Source organism: Streptomyces kanamyceticus (assembly GCF_008704495.1).
GTDB classification, from domain to species: domain Bacteria; phylum Actinomycetota; class Actinomycetes; order Streptomycetales; family Streptomycetaceae; genus Streptomyces; species Streptomyces kanamyceticus.
Window position 1 is genome coordinate 4252681 of record NZ_CP023699.1, and the last position, 20813, is coordinate 4273493.

A 20813-nucleotide genomic window follows, 5' to 3' on the forward strand; every position below is an offset into this window, starting at 1 on the left:
AGGCCCATTCGAACTCGTACGCCATACGAGCGAGTCACCCCACACAAAAACGGAATACGTAACACGGAAACCGGAGCCCCCACATGAAACTCTCCGTTCCCGGACGTACCGCCGCGGCCGCAGTCATAGCCGTCGCCGGACTCCTGACCACGAGCGCGATATCCAGCGCGGCCCCGACCTCGGCGTCCCCCACGACGCCCCGCGAGGCGGCCGCCGCACCCGACATCCCCGTCGCCAACGTCAAGGCGCACCTGTCCGAACTGCAGTCCATCGCCAGCGCCAACGGCGGCAACCGCGCCCACGGCAGCGCGGGCTACAAGGCGTCCATCGACTATCTGAAGGGCAAGCTGGACGCGGCCGGATTCACCACCTCCGTGCAGGAGTTCACGGCGGGCGGCGACACCGGCTACAACCTGATCGCCGACTGGCCCGGCGGCGACGACGGCAAGGTCGTCATGGCCGGTGCCCACCTCGACAGCGTCTCCGAAGGCCCCGGCATCAACGACAACGGGTCGGGCTCCGCCGCCGTCCTGGAGACCGCGCTCACCGTGGCCCGCGAGCAGTACAAGCCCACGAAGCACCTGCGGTTCGCCTGGTGGGGCGCCGAGGAGATCGGCCTGGTCGGCTCCTCGCACTACGTCGACAAGCTGCCCGCGGCCGACCGCTCGAAGATCAGCGGCTATCTGAACTTCGACATGATCGCCTCCCCGAACACGGGCTACTTCGTCTACGACGACGACCCCACCATCGAGAAGACGTTCAAGGACTACTACGCGGGCCAGAACATCACCACGGATCCGGACGACGAGGGCGACGGCCGCTCCGACCACGCCCCGTTCAAGCAGGCGGGCGTCCCGGTCGGCGGCCTGTTCAGCGGCGCCGAGACCACCAAGTCGGCGGCGCAGGCGGAGAAGTGGGGCGGCACGGCGGGCGAGCCGTTCGACAAGTGCTACCACTCGGCCTGCGACGACGAGTCGAACCTCGACGAGACCGCGCTCGACCGCAACAGCGACGCGGTGGCGTACGCGGTGTGGGGTCTTTCGGCGTAAGCGCCCCTGAAACGGGTGCCTCCGTAGCGGGTGCCTCCGTAGCGGGTGCCTCCGTAGCGGGCGTCTCCGTAATGCGCGTCTCCGTAGTCGGCGCGCCCACAACAGGCACCCCTGCCCCATGACCCTGGACGCGATTGCTTGCGCGTGCATATAGTGCGCGTGCAAGTAATCGCCGCCCGGCCGCATGCGACGCGACCGGCCGAGCCCAGGGGGACTCCCATGACCCGCAAGTTCCTGTTCGTCGTCGGCAGCGCCCGCACCGGAGGCAACTCCGAGCTCCTGGCCCGCGAGGCCGCCGAGCAGCTGCCCCCGGACGTCGAGCAGCGCTGGCTGCACCTGGCGGACCTGCCGCTGCCCGACTTCGAGGACCTGCGGCACGACGAGAACGGCGTCCGGGCCCGCCCCCGCCCCGTCGACAACAACGAGGCACTCCTCCTGGACGCCACCCTGGAGGCCACGGACATCGTCATCGTCTCGCCCCTGTACTGGTACTCCCTCTCGTCCCAGGTCAAGCGCTACCTGGACTACTGGGACGCGTGGCTCGAGACCCCCGAGGCCGAGTTCAAGGACACCCTGACGGGCCGCACCCTGTGGGGCGTGACGGCGCTCGCGCACACGGAGGAAGTGGTGGCCGAGCCGCTGATCGGCACCCTGAACCACACCGCCGCCTTCTTCCCCATGCGCTTCGGCGGCGTCCTGCTCGGCAACGGCACCAGGCCCGGACACGTGCTCAAGGACGACGAGGCCCTGGCGCGCGCCAAGACGTTCTTCGCGCAGGAGCCGCCGGTGGCCCGCTACCCCTACGACCGGGCGTAGTTACGCCAGCCGACCGGGCGTAGTTACGCCAGCACGTCCTTCGCCCCGAACCGCGCCCACGCCGCCGACCCGAAGACGGCCGCGTACAGGCCCTGCATCTGCAGGTTCTTGATCAGGTCGTCCCAGTAGATCGGATCGCGCATCAGATCCGCGAAGGACAGCCAGTAGTGCGAGAAGAAGTACGGGTGAAGGCCGTGCAGCTGGGGGATCTGGTCGAGGATCTGGACCGTGATCAGCAGGCCGACGGTGGTCGCCATCGCCGCGATCCCGCTGCTGGTGAGCGTCGAGACGAAGAGGCCGAGCGCGGCCACGCCGATCAGTGAGGCGGCGACGACGAGCGCGATGAGCAGGGCCCGCAGCAGCCCGTCGCCGAAGCTCATCCGGGTGCCGGAGATCGTGGTGACGTCGCCGAGCGGGAAGAGCAGCGCGCCGGTCGCGAGCGCGGACGTGGCCACCACCAACGTCGCGGCCAGGCAGAACGTCAGTGTGGTCGCGTACTTCACGATCAGCAGCCGGGTGCGTCCGGCGGGGGCGACGAGGAGATAGCGCAGCGTGCCCGCGTTCGCCTCGCCCGCGATCGCGTCGCCCGCGACGACACCGATCGCCATCGGCAGGAAGAACGGCAGAGTCGCGGCGAGCGCGGTGAAGACCAGGAACAGGCCGTTGTTGGTGATCTGCGCGATGAACGCGGGACCGCCTCCCTCGCCGCCTCCGCCGATCGTCGAACCGTCGCTCGTCTCGATCTTGACCGCGACACCGACGAGGATCGGCACGGCGGCCAGCACACCGAGCAGCGCGATCGTCCGCCAGCGACGGAAGGTGATCGCGAGTTCGCTGCGGAAGAGTCCGAGGGTCCAGAGCGGCTTCGGCTCCCGCATGCCGTACGCCGACCGCGCCTCTCCCCCGTTCCTGCTCCCGCCCGCCTTCACGAGGTCAGCCCGCGACATCGAATCCCTCCCCCGTCAGAGCCACGAACACGTCTTCCAGGGAGGCCCGTTCGAGCCCGAAGCCGCGGACGCGTACGCCCGCGCCGACCAGCGCGGCGGTCAGGTCGGACAGCTCCGCGTCCTGGCCGGGTGGCTCGCACGTCACACGGTCCTCCGTCACGACGAGGTCCGTCGCGCCCCGCTCCTTGAGCACCCGGGCCGCGTCGCCCGGGTCCGGTGTCGTCACGACGAGCCGTCCGCGCGCGCCCGCCGCGAGGTCGGCGACCGGGCCCTGCGTGATGAGACGGCCCCGGGTCATCACCGCCGCGTGCGTACAGACCTGCTCGATCTCGTCGAGGAGGTGCGAGGAGAGGAAGACCGTCGTACCCTCCGCCGCCAGCTCCCGCACCAGTGTGCGAATCTCCCGCATGCCCTGCGGGTCGAGTCCGTTGGTCGGCTCGTCGAGCACGAGCAGCTTGCGCGGCTGCAGCAGCGCGGCCGCGAGCCCCAGGCGCTGCTTCATGCCCAGGGAGTACGCCTTGGCCTTCTTGCCCGCCGCCGCGGTGAGCCCGACCCGGTCGAGCGCCGCGTCGGCCCGCGCCCGGCGCGTGCGCGGATCGGCGGCAGGGTCCGCGGAGTCGTACCGCAGGAGGTTGTCACGGCCGGACAGGAAGCCGTACAGCGCCGGGCCCTCGATCAGCGCGCCCACGTGCGGCAGCACGGTGCGCGTGGCGCGCGGCATGGGGCGGCCGAGGACGTGCGCCCGTCCCGACGTCGGCTCGATGAGGCCCATCAGCATGCGGATGGTGGTCGTCTTGCCCGAGCCGTTCGGCCCGAGGAAGCCGAAGACGCTGCCTTCGGGGACGGTGAGGTCGAGCCGGTCGACGGCCAGGTGCTTGCCGTAGCGCTTGCTGAGCGCGTGCGTCTCGATCACGCCGGTCGGCGCCGTCGCACCGGACGGCTCGTTCGTTCCCGACACCGTTGCCTCCCACTCCCCGCGGACCACGCCCCCGCGGACCGCGCCCCGATCAACAAGCGGACCGAGGGTGGCCTCACCCCCGGTCCGCCGGTCCCGCCCGCGCGTCTAGCGGTTCGCCGCCTTCACGAGCGCGTCCTTGGTGACCGCGCCCACGTAGACCTTGCCGTCGTCCGTGACGAGGGCGTTGATCAGGCGGGTCGAGAAGACCGTGCCCTTACCGAACTTGCCGCTGACCTGGTCGCCCAGGGAGTCGAGCAGCTTCTGCGCGTCCGGCGGGACATCGCCCGAACCGGCCGTCGGCAGGCCCTGGCCGCCCGGCAGCTTCAGCTCGGCGATGGTGCCCCAGCCCTCGCCGATGACGTTCAGGCCGTCCAGGTCCCCTTCCTTGAACTGGTCCTTGCCCTTGAGCTGGTCCTTGCCCTTGAAGTCGCCGCCCTTGTCGGCGTGGTCACCGGCCTCGGTGACCTTCGCGCCCTTGGGCGGCGTGAAGTCGAAGGTGGACGCCGACGGCTTGCCGAAGTCGACCTTGGTGAAGCCCGCGTCGACGACGGCCGCGCCGCCGGATGCCGGGGTCAGGGTGAACTTGAGCGGCGTACCGGTCTCGGCGTCCACCGCGACGGTGATCTGGCCGATCGTCGAGCCCGACTGCTTCGGCTTGACCACCAGGCGGTACGCGTCGCGGCCCGCGACCTGCGCGGTGCCGTCGACCTGCACGGACGTCGTGCTGTCGACGGCCTTCAGGGCCTGCTCGGCGAAGTCCTTGGGGGTGGCGGGCACCTCCTTGGGCACGTCCTTGTCGGCGCCCTTGCCCTTGCCCGCGGCCGAGCCCGCGTCCTTCGCGTGGTACGCCTCGTTCGACGCGCTGTCGTACGCCCATACGTCGTCGCCGTTGTGGATCAGGCTGTACTCGGCGGCGTCCTCCAGGACGGACACCTTCTGCTTGTCCGGGCCGTCGGCCGCGACGCGCAGGGTGTGCGTGCCCGACGCCAGCTCCATCAGCTTCGCCTTGGGGTCGGCGGCCGAGCCCTTGCCCTCCTCGCCGCCGTCCCCGCCGGAGCCGCCGCCACCGGCGAAGCCGCCCGCGAGGCCGCCCATCGACGGCAGGCCCAGATCGGTGCTGATCTTGACGTTGCCGGAGAGCTGCTGCGTGTCCGAAGCGGCGATCTTCTCGATGAGCTTCTGTGCCGAGATCTTCGGCAGGTCGGGGTCGCCCGAGGTGGCGAGCGCCGGGACGAGCCCGATGGTCGCCGCGGCCACCCCCGCCACCGCGATCGGGACGACGTAGCGCGCCGCCTTGCGGCGGCCCACCCGCAGCTCCCCCGTCTCGCTGGTGTCCTGCTCCGGTTCGTACGGTGCCATGTGTGCCCTACCTCCGTGGTCGGCGGCGGCCTAACCCGTGACGTGCCTCGTCCACCCCGCGCCGCCATTCTCACCCGAATTGGTCAGGAGTGGTGGTCCTTGTTGCTCTCCATCCGACCAAATCGGCCGTCGAGAAACGTCAGACCCCGGGCGCAACTCCGCCTACTTCCCTGGGATGACATGAGGCGGCGCCGCCTCCCCCGACCCGTAGGGGGCGGGGCTCCGCACCGGCCTGGCCTCAGCCCGCCCGGTGCACCACGAGATCGCAGAGCTCGACCAGGGACGCCTTCGCGTCGCACTCCGGCAGCGGCGCGAGCGCGGCCCGCGCCTCCTCCGCGTACCGCACGGTGTCCCTGCGGGCCTGTTCGAGCGCCGGGTGGGCCCGCAGCCTGGTGAGCGCCTCCGCGTGCCGCGCGTCGTCGGTGAGGTCCGATTCGAGCAGCTCGCTCAGGGCGATGTCCTCGGCGAGCCCGAGCCGTGCCACGCGCTCGCGCAGCCGCAGGACGGGGAGCGTGGGGATGCCCTCGCGCAGGTCCGTGCCCGGCGTCTTGCCCGACTCGTGCGAGTCGGACGCGATGTCCAGGACGTCGTCGGCGAGCTGGAAGGCGACGCCGAGCCGCTCGCCGTACTGCGTGAGGACGTCGACGACGGTCTCGTCCGCGCCCGACATCATCGCGCCGAACCGGCACGCCACGGCGACGAGCGATCCCGTCTTGCCGCCGAGCACGTCGAGGTAGTGGTCGACCGGGTCGCGTCCCTCGGTCGGCCCCGCCGTCTCCAGGATCTGTCCGGTGACCAGGCGCTCGAAGGCCTCGGCCTGGATCCGGACGGCGTCGGGGCCGAGGTCGGCCAGGATGTAGGAGGCGCGGGCGAAGAGGAAGTCGCCGGTCAGGACGGCGACCGAATTGCCCCAGCGCTGGTTGGCGCTTTCGACGCCGCGGCGCACGTCCGCCTCGTCCATCACGTCGTCGTGGTAGAGCGTCGCGAGGTGGGTGAGCTCGACGACCACGGCGGAGGGCACCACGCCCGGCGCATAGGGGTCACCGAACTGGGACGCGAGCATGACGAGGAGGGGGCGGAAGCGCTTGCCCCCGGCGCGGACGAGGTGTTGAGCGGCTTCCGTGATGAACGGGACCTCGCTCTTGGTGGCCTCGAGCAGGCCCTCCTCGACAGCCGCCAACCCGGCCTGGACATCGGCTTCGAGAGCCTGGTCCCGCACGCTAAGACCGAACGGCCCGACGACGGTCACGAGAGGTTCTCCTGTCTGCTGACGATCACATGGCGAACTCGGTCGATCATTGGATCTCGGTCGATGACACGGTTTGTCGATGTGTCGCTGCCATCACTCAAGTCAGCGTATCCGGTCGACTTTCGATCACAGCGAGCACCTGCCCGCACAGAGGCGGCCGGGCGGAAGCCAATCTCCCCCGGTATGTTCTTGATCAGCCCATACGACCGACAAGACCCTGCCGCACCAGAAGGTGTGTAACGACCGGGAGCAGCCGCTTTGTCCCGTACTACGGCCGAGTACGAGCCGCCCGCAGAGCCGCCGACGGACCCGCCGCCGGGCGACGACCACGCCTTCTTCGGGCAGCCGCGCGGTCTGCTCACCCTCTCCGGCCTGGAGGTCTGGGAGCGGTTCTCGTTCCTCGGGATGCAGGCCATCCTGGTCCTCTACTTCGCCGACTCCGTGGCGAACGACGGCATGGGCATGGACGCGGGCACGGCCGCTTCGGTCTCCGCGGCGTACGGAACGCTGGTCTATCTGGTCTCCGTGGCGGGCGGCTGGCTCGCCGACCGCATCCTCGGCTCGTACCGCGCGGTCCTGTGGGGCGGCGTCCTCATCGCCTGCGGCCACTACTCGATGGCCGTGCCGACGCCGACGATGACGTGGGTGGGCCTCGGCCTGATCAGCGCGGGCACCGGGCTGCTCAAGCCGAACGTCGCCTCGATGGTCGGCAAGCTCTACCGCACCGAGGACGAGCGTCGCGACGCCGGTTTCGCGCTCTACTACATGGCGATCAACGTCGGCGCCTTCGCGGGACCGCTGATCACCGGCTGGCTCGGCGACCACAAGGGCTGGCACTGGGGCTTCTCGGCGGCCGCGATCGGCATGACCTTCGGCCTGATCCAGTACGTCGCGGGGCGGCGTCATCTCGCGGGGCGCAAGGCGTCCGCCGAGTTCGCGCTGCCCAGGGACGCGATGCGCCGGGCGGTCCTGACGATCGTCGTCGGCTGTGCGGCGGCCGCCGCGGTCGCGGCGCTCCTCGCCGCCCTCGGCTGGCTGACCATGGACCGCTTCGTCGACCTGCTCACCCTCATCTCGGTGATCGCGCCGGTCGTCTACTTCGCGGTGATGTTCCGCAGCCCGCGCGTCACGGGCGAGGAGCGGCGCAGGCTGCGCCCCTACGTCGTGCTCTTCCTCGCCTCGGTCGTCTTCAACTTCATCCTCTTCCAGGCGTACTCGACGATGATGCTGCTCGCGTCGACCAACGCGGAGACGTCGATCCTCGGCTTCCACTTCCCCGCCAGTTGGTACGCCTCCGCGCTCGGCGCCTTCGAGGTCGCGCTCGCCCCCGTCGTCGCCACCCTCTGGGCGCGGATGGGCCCCCGCCAGCCGCATGCCTCCAACAAGATCGCGTTCGGGGTGATCCTGGGCGGCCTCTCGTTCCTGCTCATGGTCATTCCGACCTCGGGGCACGGCGGCGACAGCTACAAGATGGCCGCCTGGTGGATCGTCGGCTCGTACCTGCTGCTCGGGCTCGGTGACGTCCTCCTGGAGACCTCGGGCATGTCCGCCACCACGAAGCTCGCCCCGAAGGCGTTCGCCAGCCAGACCATGGCGCTCTGGTTCCTGTCCCTCGCGCTCGCCAACGGCATCCAGGCACAGGTCGTGAAGCTCTACGGAGAGGTCTCCAACCCCGCGTACTTCGGCGTGAACGGTGGCATCGCGGTCCTCGCGGGCATCGCCGTCATCGCACTCGCCCCCTGGCTGCGCCGCACCATGCACCCCGTCCACTGAGGACGTCCCGTCCACCGAGGTTCCTCCCATGTCGCACACACCGAAGATCCAGACCGACTTCCCGTACGAGACCGCCCACGAGGACATCCGCGTACCCCTCTCCGACGGGACGAAGCTCTACGCGCGCGTGTGGCGCCCCGTCACGGACGAGCCCGTCCCCGTGCTCCTGGAGTACCTCCCCTACCGGCTGAGCGACTGGACGGCGCCCCGCGACTGGCAGCGCCACCCCTGGTACGCGGGCCACGGCTACGCCTCCGTGCGCGTCGACGTCCGCGGCCACGGCAACAGCGAGGGCCTGCCCACCGACGAGTACTCGGCACAGGAGCTCGCGGACGGCGTCGAGGTGGTGAACTGGCTCGCCGCGCAGCCCTGGTCGAGCGGCAAGGTCGGCATGTTCGGCATCTCCTGGGGCGGCTTCAACTCCCTCCAGATCGCGGCCCTCGCGCCCGAGCCGCTCAAGGCGATCGTCACGGTCTGCTCCGCGGACGACCGTTATGACAACGACGTGCACTACATGGGTGGTTCCGTCCTCGCGGTGGACATGCACGCGTGGGCGGCGACGATGCTCGCCTTCGTGTCGCGCCCGCCGGACCCGCTCTTCGTCGGCGACGCCTGGCGCGAGATGTGGCTGACCCGCCTGGAGGCCGTCGAACCCTTCATCCACACCTGGCTGGAGCACCAGACCCGCGACGACTACTGGCGGCACGGCAGCGTCTGCGAGGACTACTCCGCGATCGGCGCCGCGGTCCTCGCGGTCGGCGGCTGGCACGACCCCTACCGGGACACGGTCCTACGCCTGGTCGAACACCTGCCCGGCGACGTGCGCGGGCTCATCGGCCCCTGGTCGCACCAGTACCCGGACCGCGGCCTGCCGCCGGGGCCCGCGATCGGCTTCCTCCAGGAGACGCTGCGCTGGTGGGACCACCACCTCAAGGGCGTCGACACCGGAGTGATGGCCGAGCCGAAGCTGCGCTCCTGGATCAGCGACTCACATCCGCCGGCCACCGTCTACGAAGAGCTGCCCGGCGGCTGGACCGGCGAGCCCGCCTGGCCATCGCCGAACGTCACCCCCCTCTCGTACGCCCTCCAGGGCACCCCCGTAGTCGTCGAATCCCCTCAGCACACCGGCCTCGACGCGGGCCGCTTCTTCCCCTTCGGCAACGACGCGGACCTGCCGCCCGACCAGCGCGACGAGGACGCGAAGTCGGCGTGTTTCGAATTCGAGGTGCCCGCGCGGGTGCGCGTGCTCGGCCGTCCGAAGGTGACGCTGCGGCTGCGCGTGGACGCCCCCCACGGGCAGGCGATCGCCCGCGTCTGCGACGTCGCCCCCGACGGCTCCTCCACGCTGGTCACCCGCGGCGTGCTCAACCTCTCCGCGCGCCACGGCAGGGACCGCGCCGACGCCTGGCCGGTCGGTGCCACCGAGGACGTCACGTTCGAACTCAACGGCATCGGCCACACGTTCCCGCCAGGACACCGCATCCGCCTCGCCGTCTCCTCCGCGTACTGGCCCTGGATCTGGCCGCGGGCGGACTCCGCGGGCTTCACGCTCGATCCGGTCGGCAGCTCGCTCGAACTCCCGGTGCGCGAGGGCGACCTGGACCCGACGATCACCTTCGAGGCCCCGGAGCAGTCGGAGCCGCTCGGCGTCGTCTACCCCGCGACCCTCGACGAGCAGCGTCCCGAGCGTCTCGTCGTACGCGATGTCGCCAAGGGCGAGTGGCGCCTGGAGGTCGACCCGCGCTACGGCGGCACGCGCGTGTACCCCGACGGCCTCGAATTCACCGAGGACGCCCTGGAGACGTACACGATCAACGAGTCCGACCCGCTGAGCGCCCGCACCCGCTCCGACTGGACGATCCGCCTGCACCGGCCCGAACTGGCGTGGGACGTCCGCATCGAGACGCACTCGGAGATCACCTGCGACGCGGCGGACTTCATCACCGCGAACGAGGTCGTGTGCAAGGACGGCGACGAGGTCGTCTTCCACCGGACCTGGGAACGACGGATCCGGCGGACGGCGGGCTAGCCGTGCTCGGGTGGGCCCGCGCTGGCCGTGCCCGAGCAGGCCCGCCCTACCCGTGCCCGAGCAGCCCCTCCAGTACGACGGCGATCCCGTCCTCCTCGTTGGACAGGGTCAACTCATCGGCGACCGCCTTGAGTTCGTGGTGGGCGTTGGCCATGGCCACGCCGTGTGCCGCCCACGCGAACATCGGGATGTCATTGGGCATGTCACCGAAGGCGACCGTGTCGGCCGCCGTCAGGCCGAGGCGCTCGGCGGCCAGCGCGAGCCCGGTCGCCTTGGTCACCCCGCACGGCTGCAGCTCCACGGTGCCGGGACCCGACATCGTCACCGTGGCGAGCGAGCCGACCGCGTCCCTGGCGACCGCGGCCAACTCGTCGTCCGCCAGCGTCGGATGGCGCAGCAGGACCTTGCTGATGGGCTCCTCCCACAGCACGCCACGCCCCGGCACCCGCACCGCGGGGAGCGTGGGGTGCGGCATCTCGTACCCCGGTTCGATGAGCGTGAGCCCCTCAACGCCGTCCTGGTCCACGGCCGCGTACACCTGTCCGACCTCGGCCTCGATCTTCCCGAGCGCGGCCTCGGCGAGCTCGCGGTCGAGCGTCACCGACCACTCCATGCGGTCCGCGCGGGCGTCGTACAGCTGCGCGCCCTGACCGCAGACGGCGAGACCGTCGTACCCCAGGTCGTCGAGGAGCGGCTTGACTCTCGGCGCGGGCCGCCCTGTCACCACCAGGTGCCGGGCCCCCGCGCCCGCCGTCCGCGCGAGCGCTGTCCGCGACCGGTCGGAGACCGTGTCGTCGCCGCGCAGCAGCGTTCCGTCCAGGTCCGTGGCGATGAGGGCATATGCGATCCGAGCGGCCATGATCGAGAGAATACGGATCCTGAGCCCTGGCGTATGCGGCTTGACAGGGCTCATGTGAGGCCGGATGCGGCCGAGCAGTCCACGGTTCACCGGAAAGTGGAAGATCTCATTCCGGAAAGCGTCCGCCCGGCCGGAAATGCCCGATTCAGCCGTGCGTCCGCGCCACGTGCCGCGCGAGCCGCGGCGACGCGAACTCCGTGCCGCACACGAACCGCATCACCGGTCCGTACGACGAGCCGCCCAGCATCCCGGTGAAGTAGAGCCCCGGTATGGAGGACACGTAGCCCGCGCCCAGCCTCGGGGTGCCGCGGCTCACCGCGAGCCGGGCCCGCAGCCCGTGGCCGAGGAAGTCCATCGCCTCGATGTCGACGCGGTAGCCCGTCGCGGCCACCACGTGGTCCGCGGCGAGGTCCTCCCTGCGCCCGTCATGCGTCTCGACGGTCAGGACGGGCTGTCCGTCCCGCACCTGTGCGGCCCTGATGCGGCGCACCTCGCGGGTCTGGACCTTGCCGTCGTAGCGGTCGCGCAGCCACCAGGCGCCCAGCGGGCCCAGGATGCGCCGGACCAGGAAGTGCCGCGCCGACGGCGGCAGATGGCGGTAGGGATCGGCGTGGTAGCTCAGTGCGTACAGGGACCAGGCCCGGCCGAAGGGGGACTCCGGGCGGAACTTCGGCTGCCGCCACGGCGGTTCGCCGAACGCCACCGCGCCCTTGCCCCGGGCCACCACCCGCACCCGCGCGCCCGCCTCGGCGGCGAGCACGGCCGTCTCCAGGGCGGACTGCCCCGCGCCCACCACGATCAGGTCGCGCCCCGAGAAGCGGGACAGGTCGTGCAGCTGCGAGCTGTGCGAGACAGGGCCCGTGGGGGTAGGTCCGTCCGGCACGGCGGCGGCGAGCTCGCCCGGCGTCCGGGCCAGGCCCGACAGACCGGTGGCGACGACGACCGCGCGGGCCGTGAACTGCTCTCCGGAATCCAGCTTCAGCTCGAAGCCCCCGGCGCCGCGCCGGTCCACGGAGACCACCCTGACCCGCTCCAGGTCGGGCACCAGCTGCTGCTGGAACCACTCCCCGTACGCGGCGAACGTCTCGACCGGGATGATGTCCTCGTCGGTGACGAGGCGTCTGACGCCCGCCGCGTCGCAGTAGTCGACGAGGGTGTGGCCGCGCTGCGGCGCGTCGATGTTCGAGGCCACCGGGGTCGACTTCAGCAGCATCCCCTCGGGCATGCAGGACCGCCAACTCACCATCGGCTCGCCGAACACCCGCACCGGAATGCCGCGCGCCCGCAGATGGGCGGCGGTGGACAGGCCGTAGGGCCCGGCCCCGATGACTGCTACCGGTTGGATCACGAAGTCCCTCCCCAGGACGTCACCATGAAGCTGTCCTTCACGTCACGCGTGTGCCTACTTCGTGGTGGTGCTTCCTCGGCGGTTGGTCCGCCACAGCTGGTACAGATGCTTCGCCCCCGGTCGTACGAAACGGGCGAGCATCGTGAAGAACGGCTTCATGTCGTCCGCGGCCAGCCAGGCGAGCTCCGTGCCGCTCGCGCGGGTGGGCGCGTGCGGCGTCGTGTATCCGCTGCGGCGGTACGCGAGCAGGGCGGGCAGGTCGATGTTCTCCACGACGTACCGATGACCGGCGCGCTGTTCCCCCTCCGGAACGGCACGCCCTGTCAGGTCCAGGTGCATCGCACGGACGACGTCGACGCCCGACTCGCTCTCGAAGAGCCGGAACTGGGCGCCCATGCGCGGGTTGAAGTCGAGCAGCTTGTACTGACCGTCGCGCCGGTCGAAGCGCAGGTCCAGATCGATGATGCCGGTGAAGCCGATCTGTTTGATGAAACGCGCGGCGAGGTCGGCGAGTTCCGGGTTGTCGACCACGAACGCGTTCGCCGTCATGCCCGCGTGCGGTGGCCAGGAGCGGACCTTGACACCCGTGAACATCGCGCGCGGCATCGAGTCTGCGTCGAAGTACGCGTGCACGATCCAGTCCTCGGCCTGCTCGCGCGGCAGGTACTCCTGGAGTATCACGCCGGGCCGCTCGCCCCAGTCGCGAGCCAGTTCGAGCAGGCCCTGCGGGGTCTCTATCCGCGTCGTCCCGTTCACCGCGGGACACGTGCGGCGGGTGAACGCCTCGCGATTCTTGGCCACCACGGGGAAGCTCGCCGTGGCGGCGAACTCCGCGATGTCCGACCGGCTTTCGGGGAACGAGGCGGCGGGCGAGGTGATGCCGTGCTCCTCGCACAGCTCGTGCAGGCCCTGCTTGCTCGCGAGGCGGCGGGGTAATTCCGCTTCCACCCTCGGGAAGAGGAAACCGCCGAATCCCGTGCCGGTCCCCGACAGCTCGTCCTGGTGCTCGGCGATCAGGACGGCCGCCTCCTCGTCGGTGGGGATGAGGACGGTCGGCCTGCCTATCCTGCGCCCTATCCGGAGCAACCCGTCGACCAGGCGTTCCGGCGCTTCCGTCCCGGTGGTCGGCCAGGGGAAGGCACGGGTCAGATGGCGGGAGGCGGCGGCCGGCGTGTAGCGGTCCTCCGTGATCGCGTACATGGGTACGCCCAGGCGGCCGAGGGTACGGATCGCGCCCACGCCGCCGTGGTGCAGCGGGTAGCCACCGAACTTGACGATGAGTCCCGGAACGTTCCGGTCCGGTGTGAGTCGCGCGCTGTCGGACATCCTGGCCACGGGTCCCCCCACGTATGCCCCCTACCGACCCGGACCCACCCCGTCCGCGTCCCCCACCAAAGGACGCTAAGCCGGAATTGACCACTCCAGCAAGGCTTATTCGGACATTGCGAACTCTTTAGGCACTGCCGAAAACAGGCGCTCCACACGTAACGTGTGGCACACACCTATGGAAAGCGAGGCAGGTACGCATGTCCGAGCAGACCCCGCTCGACCCGGCCGCCGACGACTCCCGCGGCCTCCCCGACGGTGATCCCTTCGGCCTGCCCGAGGGCGACCCCTTCGGCCCGCACAACCTCCCCTACGGAGTGTTCTCCCTGGCCGGGGAGGGCGACGACCGGCGCAGGGTCGGGGTCCGCCTTGGCTCGTACGTCCTGGACGCGGGCGCCGCGGCCGCCGCGCTCGGCTCCCCCTACGTGTCGCTGCTCGCGCGCCCGACGCTCAACCCGCTGCTCGCCGCGGGCCGCACGGCCTGGTCCGACGTGCGGCGCGCCCTGACGGCGTGGGTGACCGTCCCGGCCCACCGTGATGCCGTACGCCCCCTGCTGCATCCCCTCTCCGGAGTGACGCTGCACCTCCCCTTCGAGGTCGCGGACTACGTCGACTTCTACGCGTCGGAGCACCACGCGACCCACCTGGGCCAGATCTTCCGCCCGGACGCGCCGACGCCGCTGACCCCCAACTGGAAGCACCTGCCCATCGGTTACCACGGCCGGTCCGGCACGGTTGTGGTCTCCGGGACGGATGTAGTACGCCCGACGGGCCAGCGCAAGGCCCCCGCCGACACCGCCCCCGTCTTCGGGCCCTCGGTGCGGCTCGACATCGAGGCGGAGGTCGGCTTCGTCGTCGGCGCCCCCTCCGCGCACGGCACCCCCGTACCGCTCGCGGACTTCCGGGAGCACGTCTTCGGCCTCTGCCTCCTCAACGACTGGTCGGCGCGCGACATCCAGGCCTGGGAGTACGTGCCGCTCGGCCCCTTCCTCGGCAAGTCCTTCGCCACCTCGGTCTCCGCGTGGATCACCCCGCTTGAGGCGCTGGACACGGCCCGGATCACGCCTCCGGAGCGCACCCACCAGCTGCTGCCCTACCTGGACGACTCCGCGGAGTCGGCGGCGGACGAGCCCGGCGGCTACGACCTGCGCATGACCGTGACCCTCAACGGCCAGGTGATCTCCGAGCCGCCGTTCTCCACCGTGTACTGGACGGCCGCCCAGCAGCTGGCGCACATGACGGTCAACGGAGCGTCCCTGCGCACCGGCGACCTGTACGGCTCGGGCACGGTCAGCGGCCCCTCGGCCGGTCAGTACGGCTCCCTGATCGAGATCACCTGGAACGGCCGCGACCCACTCGAACTCCCCGACGGCAAGCGGACGTTCCTGGAGGACGGCGACGAGGTCACGCTCTCGGCCTGGGCACCGGGCCCGGACGGGACCCGGGTGGGCCTCGGCGAGGTGACGGGGCGGATCGCGGCGGCGCGATAGCACGGGGCGGCGGCACGGTCGCCCGGCGGCACGGTCGCCCGGCGGCACGGTCGCCCGGCGGCACGGTCGCCCGGCGGCGACGCTGAACGCGTCGCCGCCCTCACCGGCCTCCCCCTAGGAGGCCCAGTCCGGCTCCTCGTCCCCCCACCAATCCGGCTCCACCTCATCGCTCAGCGGCGGCTCGGCCCCGGCGGGTGAGGGGGACCCGGCAGGTGCGGCGCCCGCGGCGGCAGGCGCCCCGCCGAGGAACTCCGCGACGACCCCGACCACGCCCTCCCCGTACGTCGCCCGCTTCTTCTCGCCCACGCCGCTGATGCCCGCCAGATCCGCGACCGACCCGGGGCGCAGCGTGGCGATCTCGCGGAGTGTGGCGTCGTGGAAGATGACGTACGCCGGGACGCCCTGCTCCTTGGCCTGGGCGCCGCGCCAGGCGCGCAGCGCCTCGAAGAGCGGGATCGCCTCCTGGGGCAGCTCGGCGACCGCCGCCGCCGACTTCGCCTTGCGCTCGCCCTTGGACGCCCGCGCCGCCGGTGCCCGCTTCGGCTCCTTGCGCAGCCGCACCTCGCGCTCCCTGCCGAGGACGGAACCACTCGTCTCGGTGAGCACCAGCGTGCCGTACTCCCCCTCGACCGCGATCAGCCCCTGGGCCAGCAGCTGCCGGACCACGCCCCGCCATTCGCCCTCCGCGAGCTCCTCGCCGATGCCGAAGACGGAGAGCTGGTCGTGGTCGAACTGGATGACCTTCGCGGTCTTCTTGCCGAGCAGGATGTCGATGATCTGGCCGGTGCCGAACTTCTGGCCGCGCTCGCGCTGCAGGCGCACGACGGCGGAGAGCACCTTCTGCGCCGCCACCGTGCCGTCCCAGGTCTCGGGCGGGGTGAGGCAGGTGTCACAGTTGCCGCACGACTCCGCGCCCGCTTCCTGGCCGAAGTAGGTCAGGAGCTGGGCCCGACGGCACTGGGCGGTCTCGCACAGCGCCAGCATCGAGTCCAGGTGCGAGGCGGCCCGGCGCCGGAACGCCTCGTCGCCCTCGCCGCCCTGGATCAGCTTCCGCTGCTGGACCACGTCCTGCAGGCCGTACGCCATCCAGGCCGTCGACGGCGCCCCGTCACGGCCCGCGCGGCCCGTCTCCTGGTAGTAGCCCTCGACGGACTTCGGCAGGTCGAGGTGGGCGACGAAGCGGACGTCCGGCTTGTCGATGCCCATGCCGAAGGCGATCGTGGCGCAGACGACGAGGCCCTCCTCCCGCAGGAAGCGGGACTGGTTCCGCGCGCGCAGGGCGCCGTCCAGGCCCGCGTGGTACGGGACGGCCTCGATGCCGTTCTTGCAGAGGAACTCGGCGGTCTTCTCGACCGAGTTCCGCGAGAGGCAGTAGACGATGCCCGCGTCGCCCGCGTGCTCCTCCTTCAGGAAGGACAGGAGCTGCTTCTTCGGCTCGGCCTTGGGCACGACGCGGTACTGGATGTTGGGCCGGTCGAAGCTCGCCACGAAGTGCTTGGCGTCGGGCATGCCGAGACGCTCGGTGATCTCCCGGTGCGTGGCGTGCGTGGCCGTCGCCGTGAGGGCGATGCGGGGCACGTCGGGCCAGCGCTGCCCGAGCACGGAGAGCGCCAGGTAGTCCGGCCGGAAGTCGTGCCCCCACTGCGCGACGCAGTGCGCCTCGTCGATCGCGAAGACGGAGATCTTGCCCCGCGACAGGAGGTCGAGGGTGGCGTCGAGGCGCAGCCGCTCCGGCGCCAGATACAGCACGTCGAGCTCGCCCGCGAGGAACTCCGCCTCCATCACGCGCCGCTCGTCGAAGTCCTGCGTGGAGTTGATGAACCCCGCCCGCACGCCGAGCGCCCGCAGCGCGTCCACCTGGTCCTGCATGAGTGCGATGAGCGGCGAGACCACGACGCCCGTGCCCGGTCTGACCAGGGCCGGGATCTGATAGCAGAGGGACTTTCCGCCGCCGGTGGGCATGAGGACGACGGCGTCCCCGCCGCCCACCACGTGGTCGATGATCCCTTCCTGCTCGCCACGGAACGCGTCGTACCCGAAGACGCGATGGAGCGTCCGCAGCGCGTCGCTCTGCGTCACCGAACCCGCCACCGGGTCCGGTGCCGTCACCTCGCTCATGCCACTGATCCCATCCATCGCCCTGTCCCCCGCCGTACCGGTCGTCCCCGTCGCACGTCCTGCCTCGACCACTGCCCTCCACGATAGGGCTCCGCACCGACAGCCCGGAAAGTTATCCACAGGCCCGCACCCACCACACGCCACCGCCCGGCACCCCAGTCGAACAGGGTGCCGGGCGGCGACATACGGAAGAGACGTACGGAAGAGCGGACTACCGGACGGGCGGGGCTAACGGACGAAGACTCCCGCCTGACCCGCCAGATCCAGGAAGTACTGCGGGGCCACACCGAGCACCAGCGTCACCGCGACGCCCACGCCGATCGCCGTCATCGTCAGCGGCGAGGGCACCGCGACCGTGGGTCCGTCCGCCTTCGGCTCGCTGAAGAACATCAGCACGATCACGCGGATGTAGAAGAACGCGGCGATCGCCGACGACAGCACACCGACCACGACGAGCGCGCCCGCGCCGCCCTCCGCCGCCGCCTTGAACACCGCGAACTTCCCGGAGAACCCGGAGGTCAGCGGGATACCGGCGAAGGCGAGCAGGAAGACCGCGAAGACCGCGGCGACCAGCGGGGACCTGCGCCCGAGCCCCGCCCACTTGGACAGGTGCGTGGCCTCGCCGCCCGCGTCCCGCACCAGCGTGACGACGGCGAAGGCGCCGATGGTCACGAAGGAGTAGGCGGCCAGGTAGAAGAGCACCGAGGAGACGCCGTCGGGCGTGGTGGCGATGACACCGGCGAGGATGAAGCCCGCGTGCGCGATCGACGAGTACGCCAGGAGCCGCTTGATGTCGGTCTGGGTGATCGCGACGATCGCGCCGCCCAGCATCGTGATGATCGCGACGGCGTACATGACCGGGCGCCAGTCCCAGCGCAGCCCCGGCAGGACCACGTAGAGGAGCCGCAGGAGCGCGCCGAACGCGGCCACCTTCGTCGCCGCCGCCATGAAGCCGGTGACCGGCGTCGGGGCGCCCTGGTAGACGTCCGGCGTCCACATGTGGAACGGCACCGCGCCCACCTTGAAGAGCAGCCCCATCACGATCATCGCGGCGCCGATCAGGAGCAGCGCGTCGTTGCCCATGGTGTCGGCGAGCGCCGGGTCCACGGTCTTCACGTTGCCCTCGACGACGTTCGCGATCGTCGCGTACGACACCGAACCCGCGTACCCGTACAGGAGCGCGATGCCGAAGAGCGTGAACGCCGAGGCGAAGGCGCCGAGCAGGAAGTACTTGACGGCGGCTTCCTGCGACATCAGGCGCTTGCGGCGGGCGAGCGCGCAGAGCAGGTACAGCGGCAGGGAGAAGACTTCCAGCGCGATGAAGAGCGTCAGGAGGTCGTTGGCCGCCGGGAAGACGAGCATGCCGCCGACGGCGAAGAGCGCCAGCGGGAACACCTCGGTGGTGGTGAACCCGGCCTTCGTGGCGGCCTGTTCGCCCTCACTGCCCGGCACGGCACCGGCCTGCGCCACGAACGAGTCGACGCGGTTGCCGTGGGTCACCGGATCGAGGCGGCGCTCGGCGAAGGTGAAGATCGCCACGATGCCCGCGAGCAGGATCGTGCCCTGCAGGAAGAGCGCGGGTCCGTCGACGGCGATCGCGCCCATCGCCGCGATGTGCGCCTTCGTCGTACCGAATCCGCGGGCGGCGAGCCCGACGACGGCGGCGAAGGCGGCGGCGAGCGCGACCACGGACACGAACAACTGAACGTAATAACGGGACTTGCGCGGGACGAAGGCTTCGATGAGCACTCCGATGACGGCCGCGCCGATGACGATCAATACCGGCGACAGCTGCCCATACTCGATCTTGGGCGCGTCGATCTTGTCGATCGGATCTGCCGCCATTGTCCACAGGCTGTGGACGGCTGATGCGCTCACTTGGCCGCCTCCACCTCGGGCTTGGGGTCCTTCTTCTGTACGTCGGACATCGTGTGCTTGACCGCCGGGTTCACCAGCTCGGTGAGCGGCTTCGGGTAGACCCCGAGGCCGATCAGGAGCGCGATCAACGGGGCGACGACGACCAGTTCCCGCACCCGCAGGTCCGGCATGGCCGAGACCTCCGCCTTCACGGGGCCCGTCATCGTCCGCTGGTAGAGGACGAGGGTGTAGAGCGCGGCGAGCACGATGCCGACCGTCGCGATGATCCCGACCACCGGGTAGCGCGCGAACGCGCCGACCAGGACCAGGAATTCACTGACGAACGGCGCGAGCCCCGGCAGCGAGAGCGTCGCGAGGCCGCCGATCAGGAAGGTGCCCGCGAGCACCGGGGCGACTTTCTGCACCCCTCCGTAGTCGGCGATCAGGCGCGAGCCGCGCCGCGAGATCAGGAAGCCCGCCACCAGCATCAGGGCGGCCGTCGAGATGCCGTGGTTGACCATGTAGAGCGTCGCGCCGGACTGCCCCTGCGAGGTCATCGCGAAGATGCCGAGGACGATGAACCCGAAGTGCGAGATCGACGCGTACGCCACCAGGCGCTTGATGTCGCGCTGGCCGACCGCGAGCAGCGCTCCGTAGATGATGCTGATCAGGGCCAGGACGAGGATGACCGGAGTCGCCCACTTGCTCGCCTCGGGGAAGAGCCCGAGGCAGAAGCGCAGCATCGCGAACGTGCCGACCTTGTCCACGACCGCCGTGATCAGTACGGCGACCGGGGCGGTGGACTCCCCCATCGCGTTCGGCAGCCAGGTGTGCAGCGGCCACAGCGGCGCCTTCACCGCGAAGGCGAAGAAGAAGCCGAGGAACAGCCACCGCTCGGTGTTGGTCGCCATGTCCAGCGTGCCGTTGGCACGGGCCTCGGCGATCTCCTGGAGCGAGAAGTTCCCCGCCACCACATAGAGCCCGATGACCGCGGCCAGCATGATCAGTCCGCCGACGAGGTTGTACAGGAGGAACTTGACCGCCGCGTACGAGCGTTGGGCCGCTGCCTTCTCGTCGCTGCCCGAGTGGGCGCGGTCCCCGAAGCCACCGATGAGGAAGTACATCGGGATGAGCATGGCTTCGAAGAAGATGTAGAAGAGGAAGACGTCGGTCGCCTCGAAGGAGATGATCACCATCGCCTCGACGGCCAGGATCAGGGCGAAGAAGCCCTGAGTGGGACGCCATTTATAGGGGGCCTTGGTCTCGATGGGGCCTCCCCTGCTCGAACGAAGTTGAGAGCTTGGGGAAGGATCGGCGTCGTGCCAGCCCGCGAGGATGATGAAGGGCATCAGGAGCGCGGTGAGCGCGATCAGGGCGACACCGATGCCGTCCACGCCGAGTTCGTAACGCACTCCGAAGTCCGCGATCCAGGAACGCGATTCGGTGAGTTGATAGCGGGCGCCGTCCGGGTCGAACCGCACGAGCACGGTCACGGCGAGCGCGAGCGTCGCGAGCGAGACGAGCAGCGCCAGCCACTTGGCGGCGCTCCGCCGGGCGGCCGGTACGGCCGCCGTGGCGATCGCGCCGACCGCGGGCAGGGCCGCCGTCGCTGTCAGGAGGGGAAAGGACATCGGT

At 70.6% G+C, this 20813-nt stretch carries 15 protein-coding genes; 5 read left to right on the plus strand and 10 right to left on the minus strand.

The window, feature by feature from the left end; translation table 11 throughout:
- Positions 1-83 precede the first annotated feature (83 nt).
- Positions 84-1049, plus strand: coding sequence for a M28 family metallopeptidase (locus CP970_RS17640; RefSeq protein ID WP_055543707.1), 966 nt, complete (start codon positions 84-86; stop codon positions 1047-1049).
- Between the two features lie 219 nt (positions 1050-1268).
- Positions 1269-1865, plus strand: a complete 597-nt coding sequence (locus CP970_RS17650; protein ID WP_055543706.1) for a flavodoxin family protein — start codon at positions 1269-1271, stop codon at positions 1863-1865.
- Between the two features lie 23 nt (positions 1866-1888).
- On the opposite strand, the gene CP970_RS17655 is transcribed toward CP970_RS17650, so the two are convergent.
- The 4 genes from CP970_RS17655 to CP970_RS17670 form a co-directional block, all read right to left on the minus strand.
- The gene (locus tag CP970_RS17655; protein ID WP_055543705.1) at positions 1889-2812 is read right to left on the minus strand and encodes an ABC transporter permease; all 924 of its coding nucleotides are present in this window, start codon (positions 2810-2812) and stop codon (positions 1889-1891) included.
- On the minus strand, positions 2799-3770 hold the full coding sequence (locus CP970_RS17660) for an ABC transporter ATP-binding protein (RefSeq protein WP_055543704.1): 972 nt from the start codon (positions 3768-3770) through the stop codon (positions 2799-2801). The genes CP970_RS17655 and CP970_RS17660 overlap by 14 nt, the downstream gene beginning before the upstream one ends.
- A 105-nt stretch (positions 3771-3875) precedes the next feature.
- Positions 3876-5129 carry a LolA family protein gene (locus tag CP970_RS17665; protein WP_055543703.1) on the minus strand — a complete coding sequence of 418 codons (1254 nt, stop codon included), beginning with the start codon at positions 5127-5129 and terminating at the stop codon, positions 3876-3878.
- 238 nt (positions 5130-5367) lie between these two features.
- The gene (locus CP970_RS17670; RefSeq protein WP_055543702.1) at positions 5368-6378 is read right to left on the minus strand and encodes a polyprenyl synthetase family protein; all 1011 of its coding nucleotides are present in this window, start codon (positions 6376-6378) and stop codon (positions 5368-5370) included.
- Positions 6379-6636: 258 nt separating this feature from the next.
- On the opposite strand from CP970_RS17670, the gene CP970_RS17675 reads away from it, so the two are divergent.
- On the plus strand, positions 6637-8151 hold the full coding sequence (locus CP970_RS17675; RefSeq protein WP_055543701.1) for a peptide MFS transporter: 1515 nt from the start codon (positions 6637-6639) through the stop codon (positions 8149-8151).
- 28 nt (positions 8152-8179) lie between these two features.
- A complete protein-coding gene (locus CP970_RS17680) occupies positions 8180-10180 on the plus strand; it encodes a CocE/NonD family hydrolase (RefSeq protein ID WP_055543700.1) in 2001 nt (666 codons plus the stop codon).
- Positions 10181-10226: 46 nt separating this feature from the next.
- Here CP970_RS17680 and CP970_RS17685 read toward each other — a convergent pair whose 3' ends face one another.
- The 3 genes from CP970_RS17685 to CP970_RS17695 form a co-directional block, all read right to left on the minus strand.
- On the minus strand, positions 10227-11039 hold the full coding sequence (locus CP970_RS17685; protein ID WP_055543699.1) for a Cof-type HAD-IIB family hydrolase: 813 nt from the start codon (positions 11037-11039) through the stop codon (positions 10227-10229).
- A 145-nt stretch (positions 11040-11184) separates the two neighbouring features.
- The gene (locus CP970_RS17690; RefSeq protein WP_055543698.1) at positions 11185-12387 is read right to left on the minus strand and encodes an FAD-dependent oxidoreductase; all 1203 of its coding nucleotides are present in this window, start codon (positions 12385-12387) and stop codon (positions 11185-11187) included.
- A gap of 54 nt (positions 12388-12441) precedes the next feature.
- Complete coding sequence (locus CP970_RS17695) at positions 12442-13713, minus strand: carboxylate--amine ligase (RefSeq protein ID WP_055543697.1); 1272 nt, start codon at positions 13711-13713, stop codon at positions 12442-12444.
- 200 nt (positions 13714-13913) lie between these two features.
- Here CP970_RS17695 and fahA point away from each other — a divergent pair, with 200 nt between their 5' ends.
- Positions 13914-15203: a fumarylacetoacetase gene (gene fahA, locus CP970_RS17700; RefSeq protein WP_224058492.1), complete on the plus strand. Its 1290-nt coding sequence runs from the start codon at positions 13914-13916 to the stop codon at positions 15201-15203.
- A 114-nt stretch (positions 15204-15317) separates the two neighbouring features.
- Here fahA and recQ read toward each other — a convergent pair whose 3' ends face one another.
- From recQ to CP970_RS17715, 3 genes are all read right to left on the minus strand, one after another.
- Complete coding sequence (gene recQ, locus CP970_RS17705; protein WP_055543696.1) at positions 15318-17321, minus strand: DNA helicase RecQ; 2004 nt, start codon at positions 17319-17321, stop codon at positions 15318-15320.
- Between the two features lie 228 nt (positions 17322-17549).
- Positions 17550-19199 carry an NADH-quinone oxidoreductase subunit NuoN gene (nuoN, locus tag CP970_RS17710; protein WP_055543695.1) on the minus strand — a complete coding sequence of 550 codons (1650 nt, stop codon included), beginning with the start codon at positions 19197-19199 and terminating at the stop codon, positions 17550-17552.
- Positions 19196-20809 carry an NADH-quinone oxidoreductase subunit M gene (locus CP970_RS17715; protein WP_055543694.1) on the minus strand — a complete coding sequence of 538 codons (1614 nt, stop codon included), beginning with the start codon at positions 20807-20809 and terminating at the stop codon, positions 19196-19198. The genes nuoN and CP970_RS17715 overlap by 4 nt, the downstream gene beginning before the upstream one ends.
- Between the last annotated feature and the right edge of the window lie 4 nt (positions 20810-20813).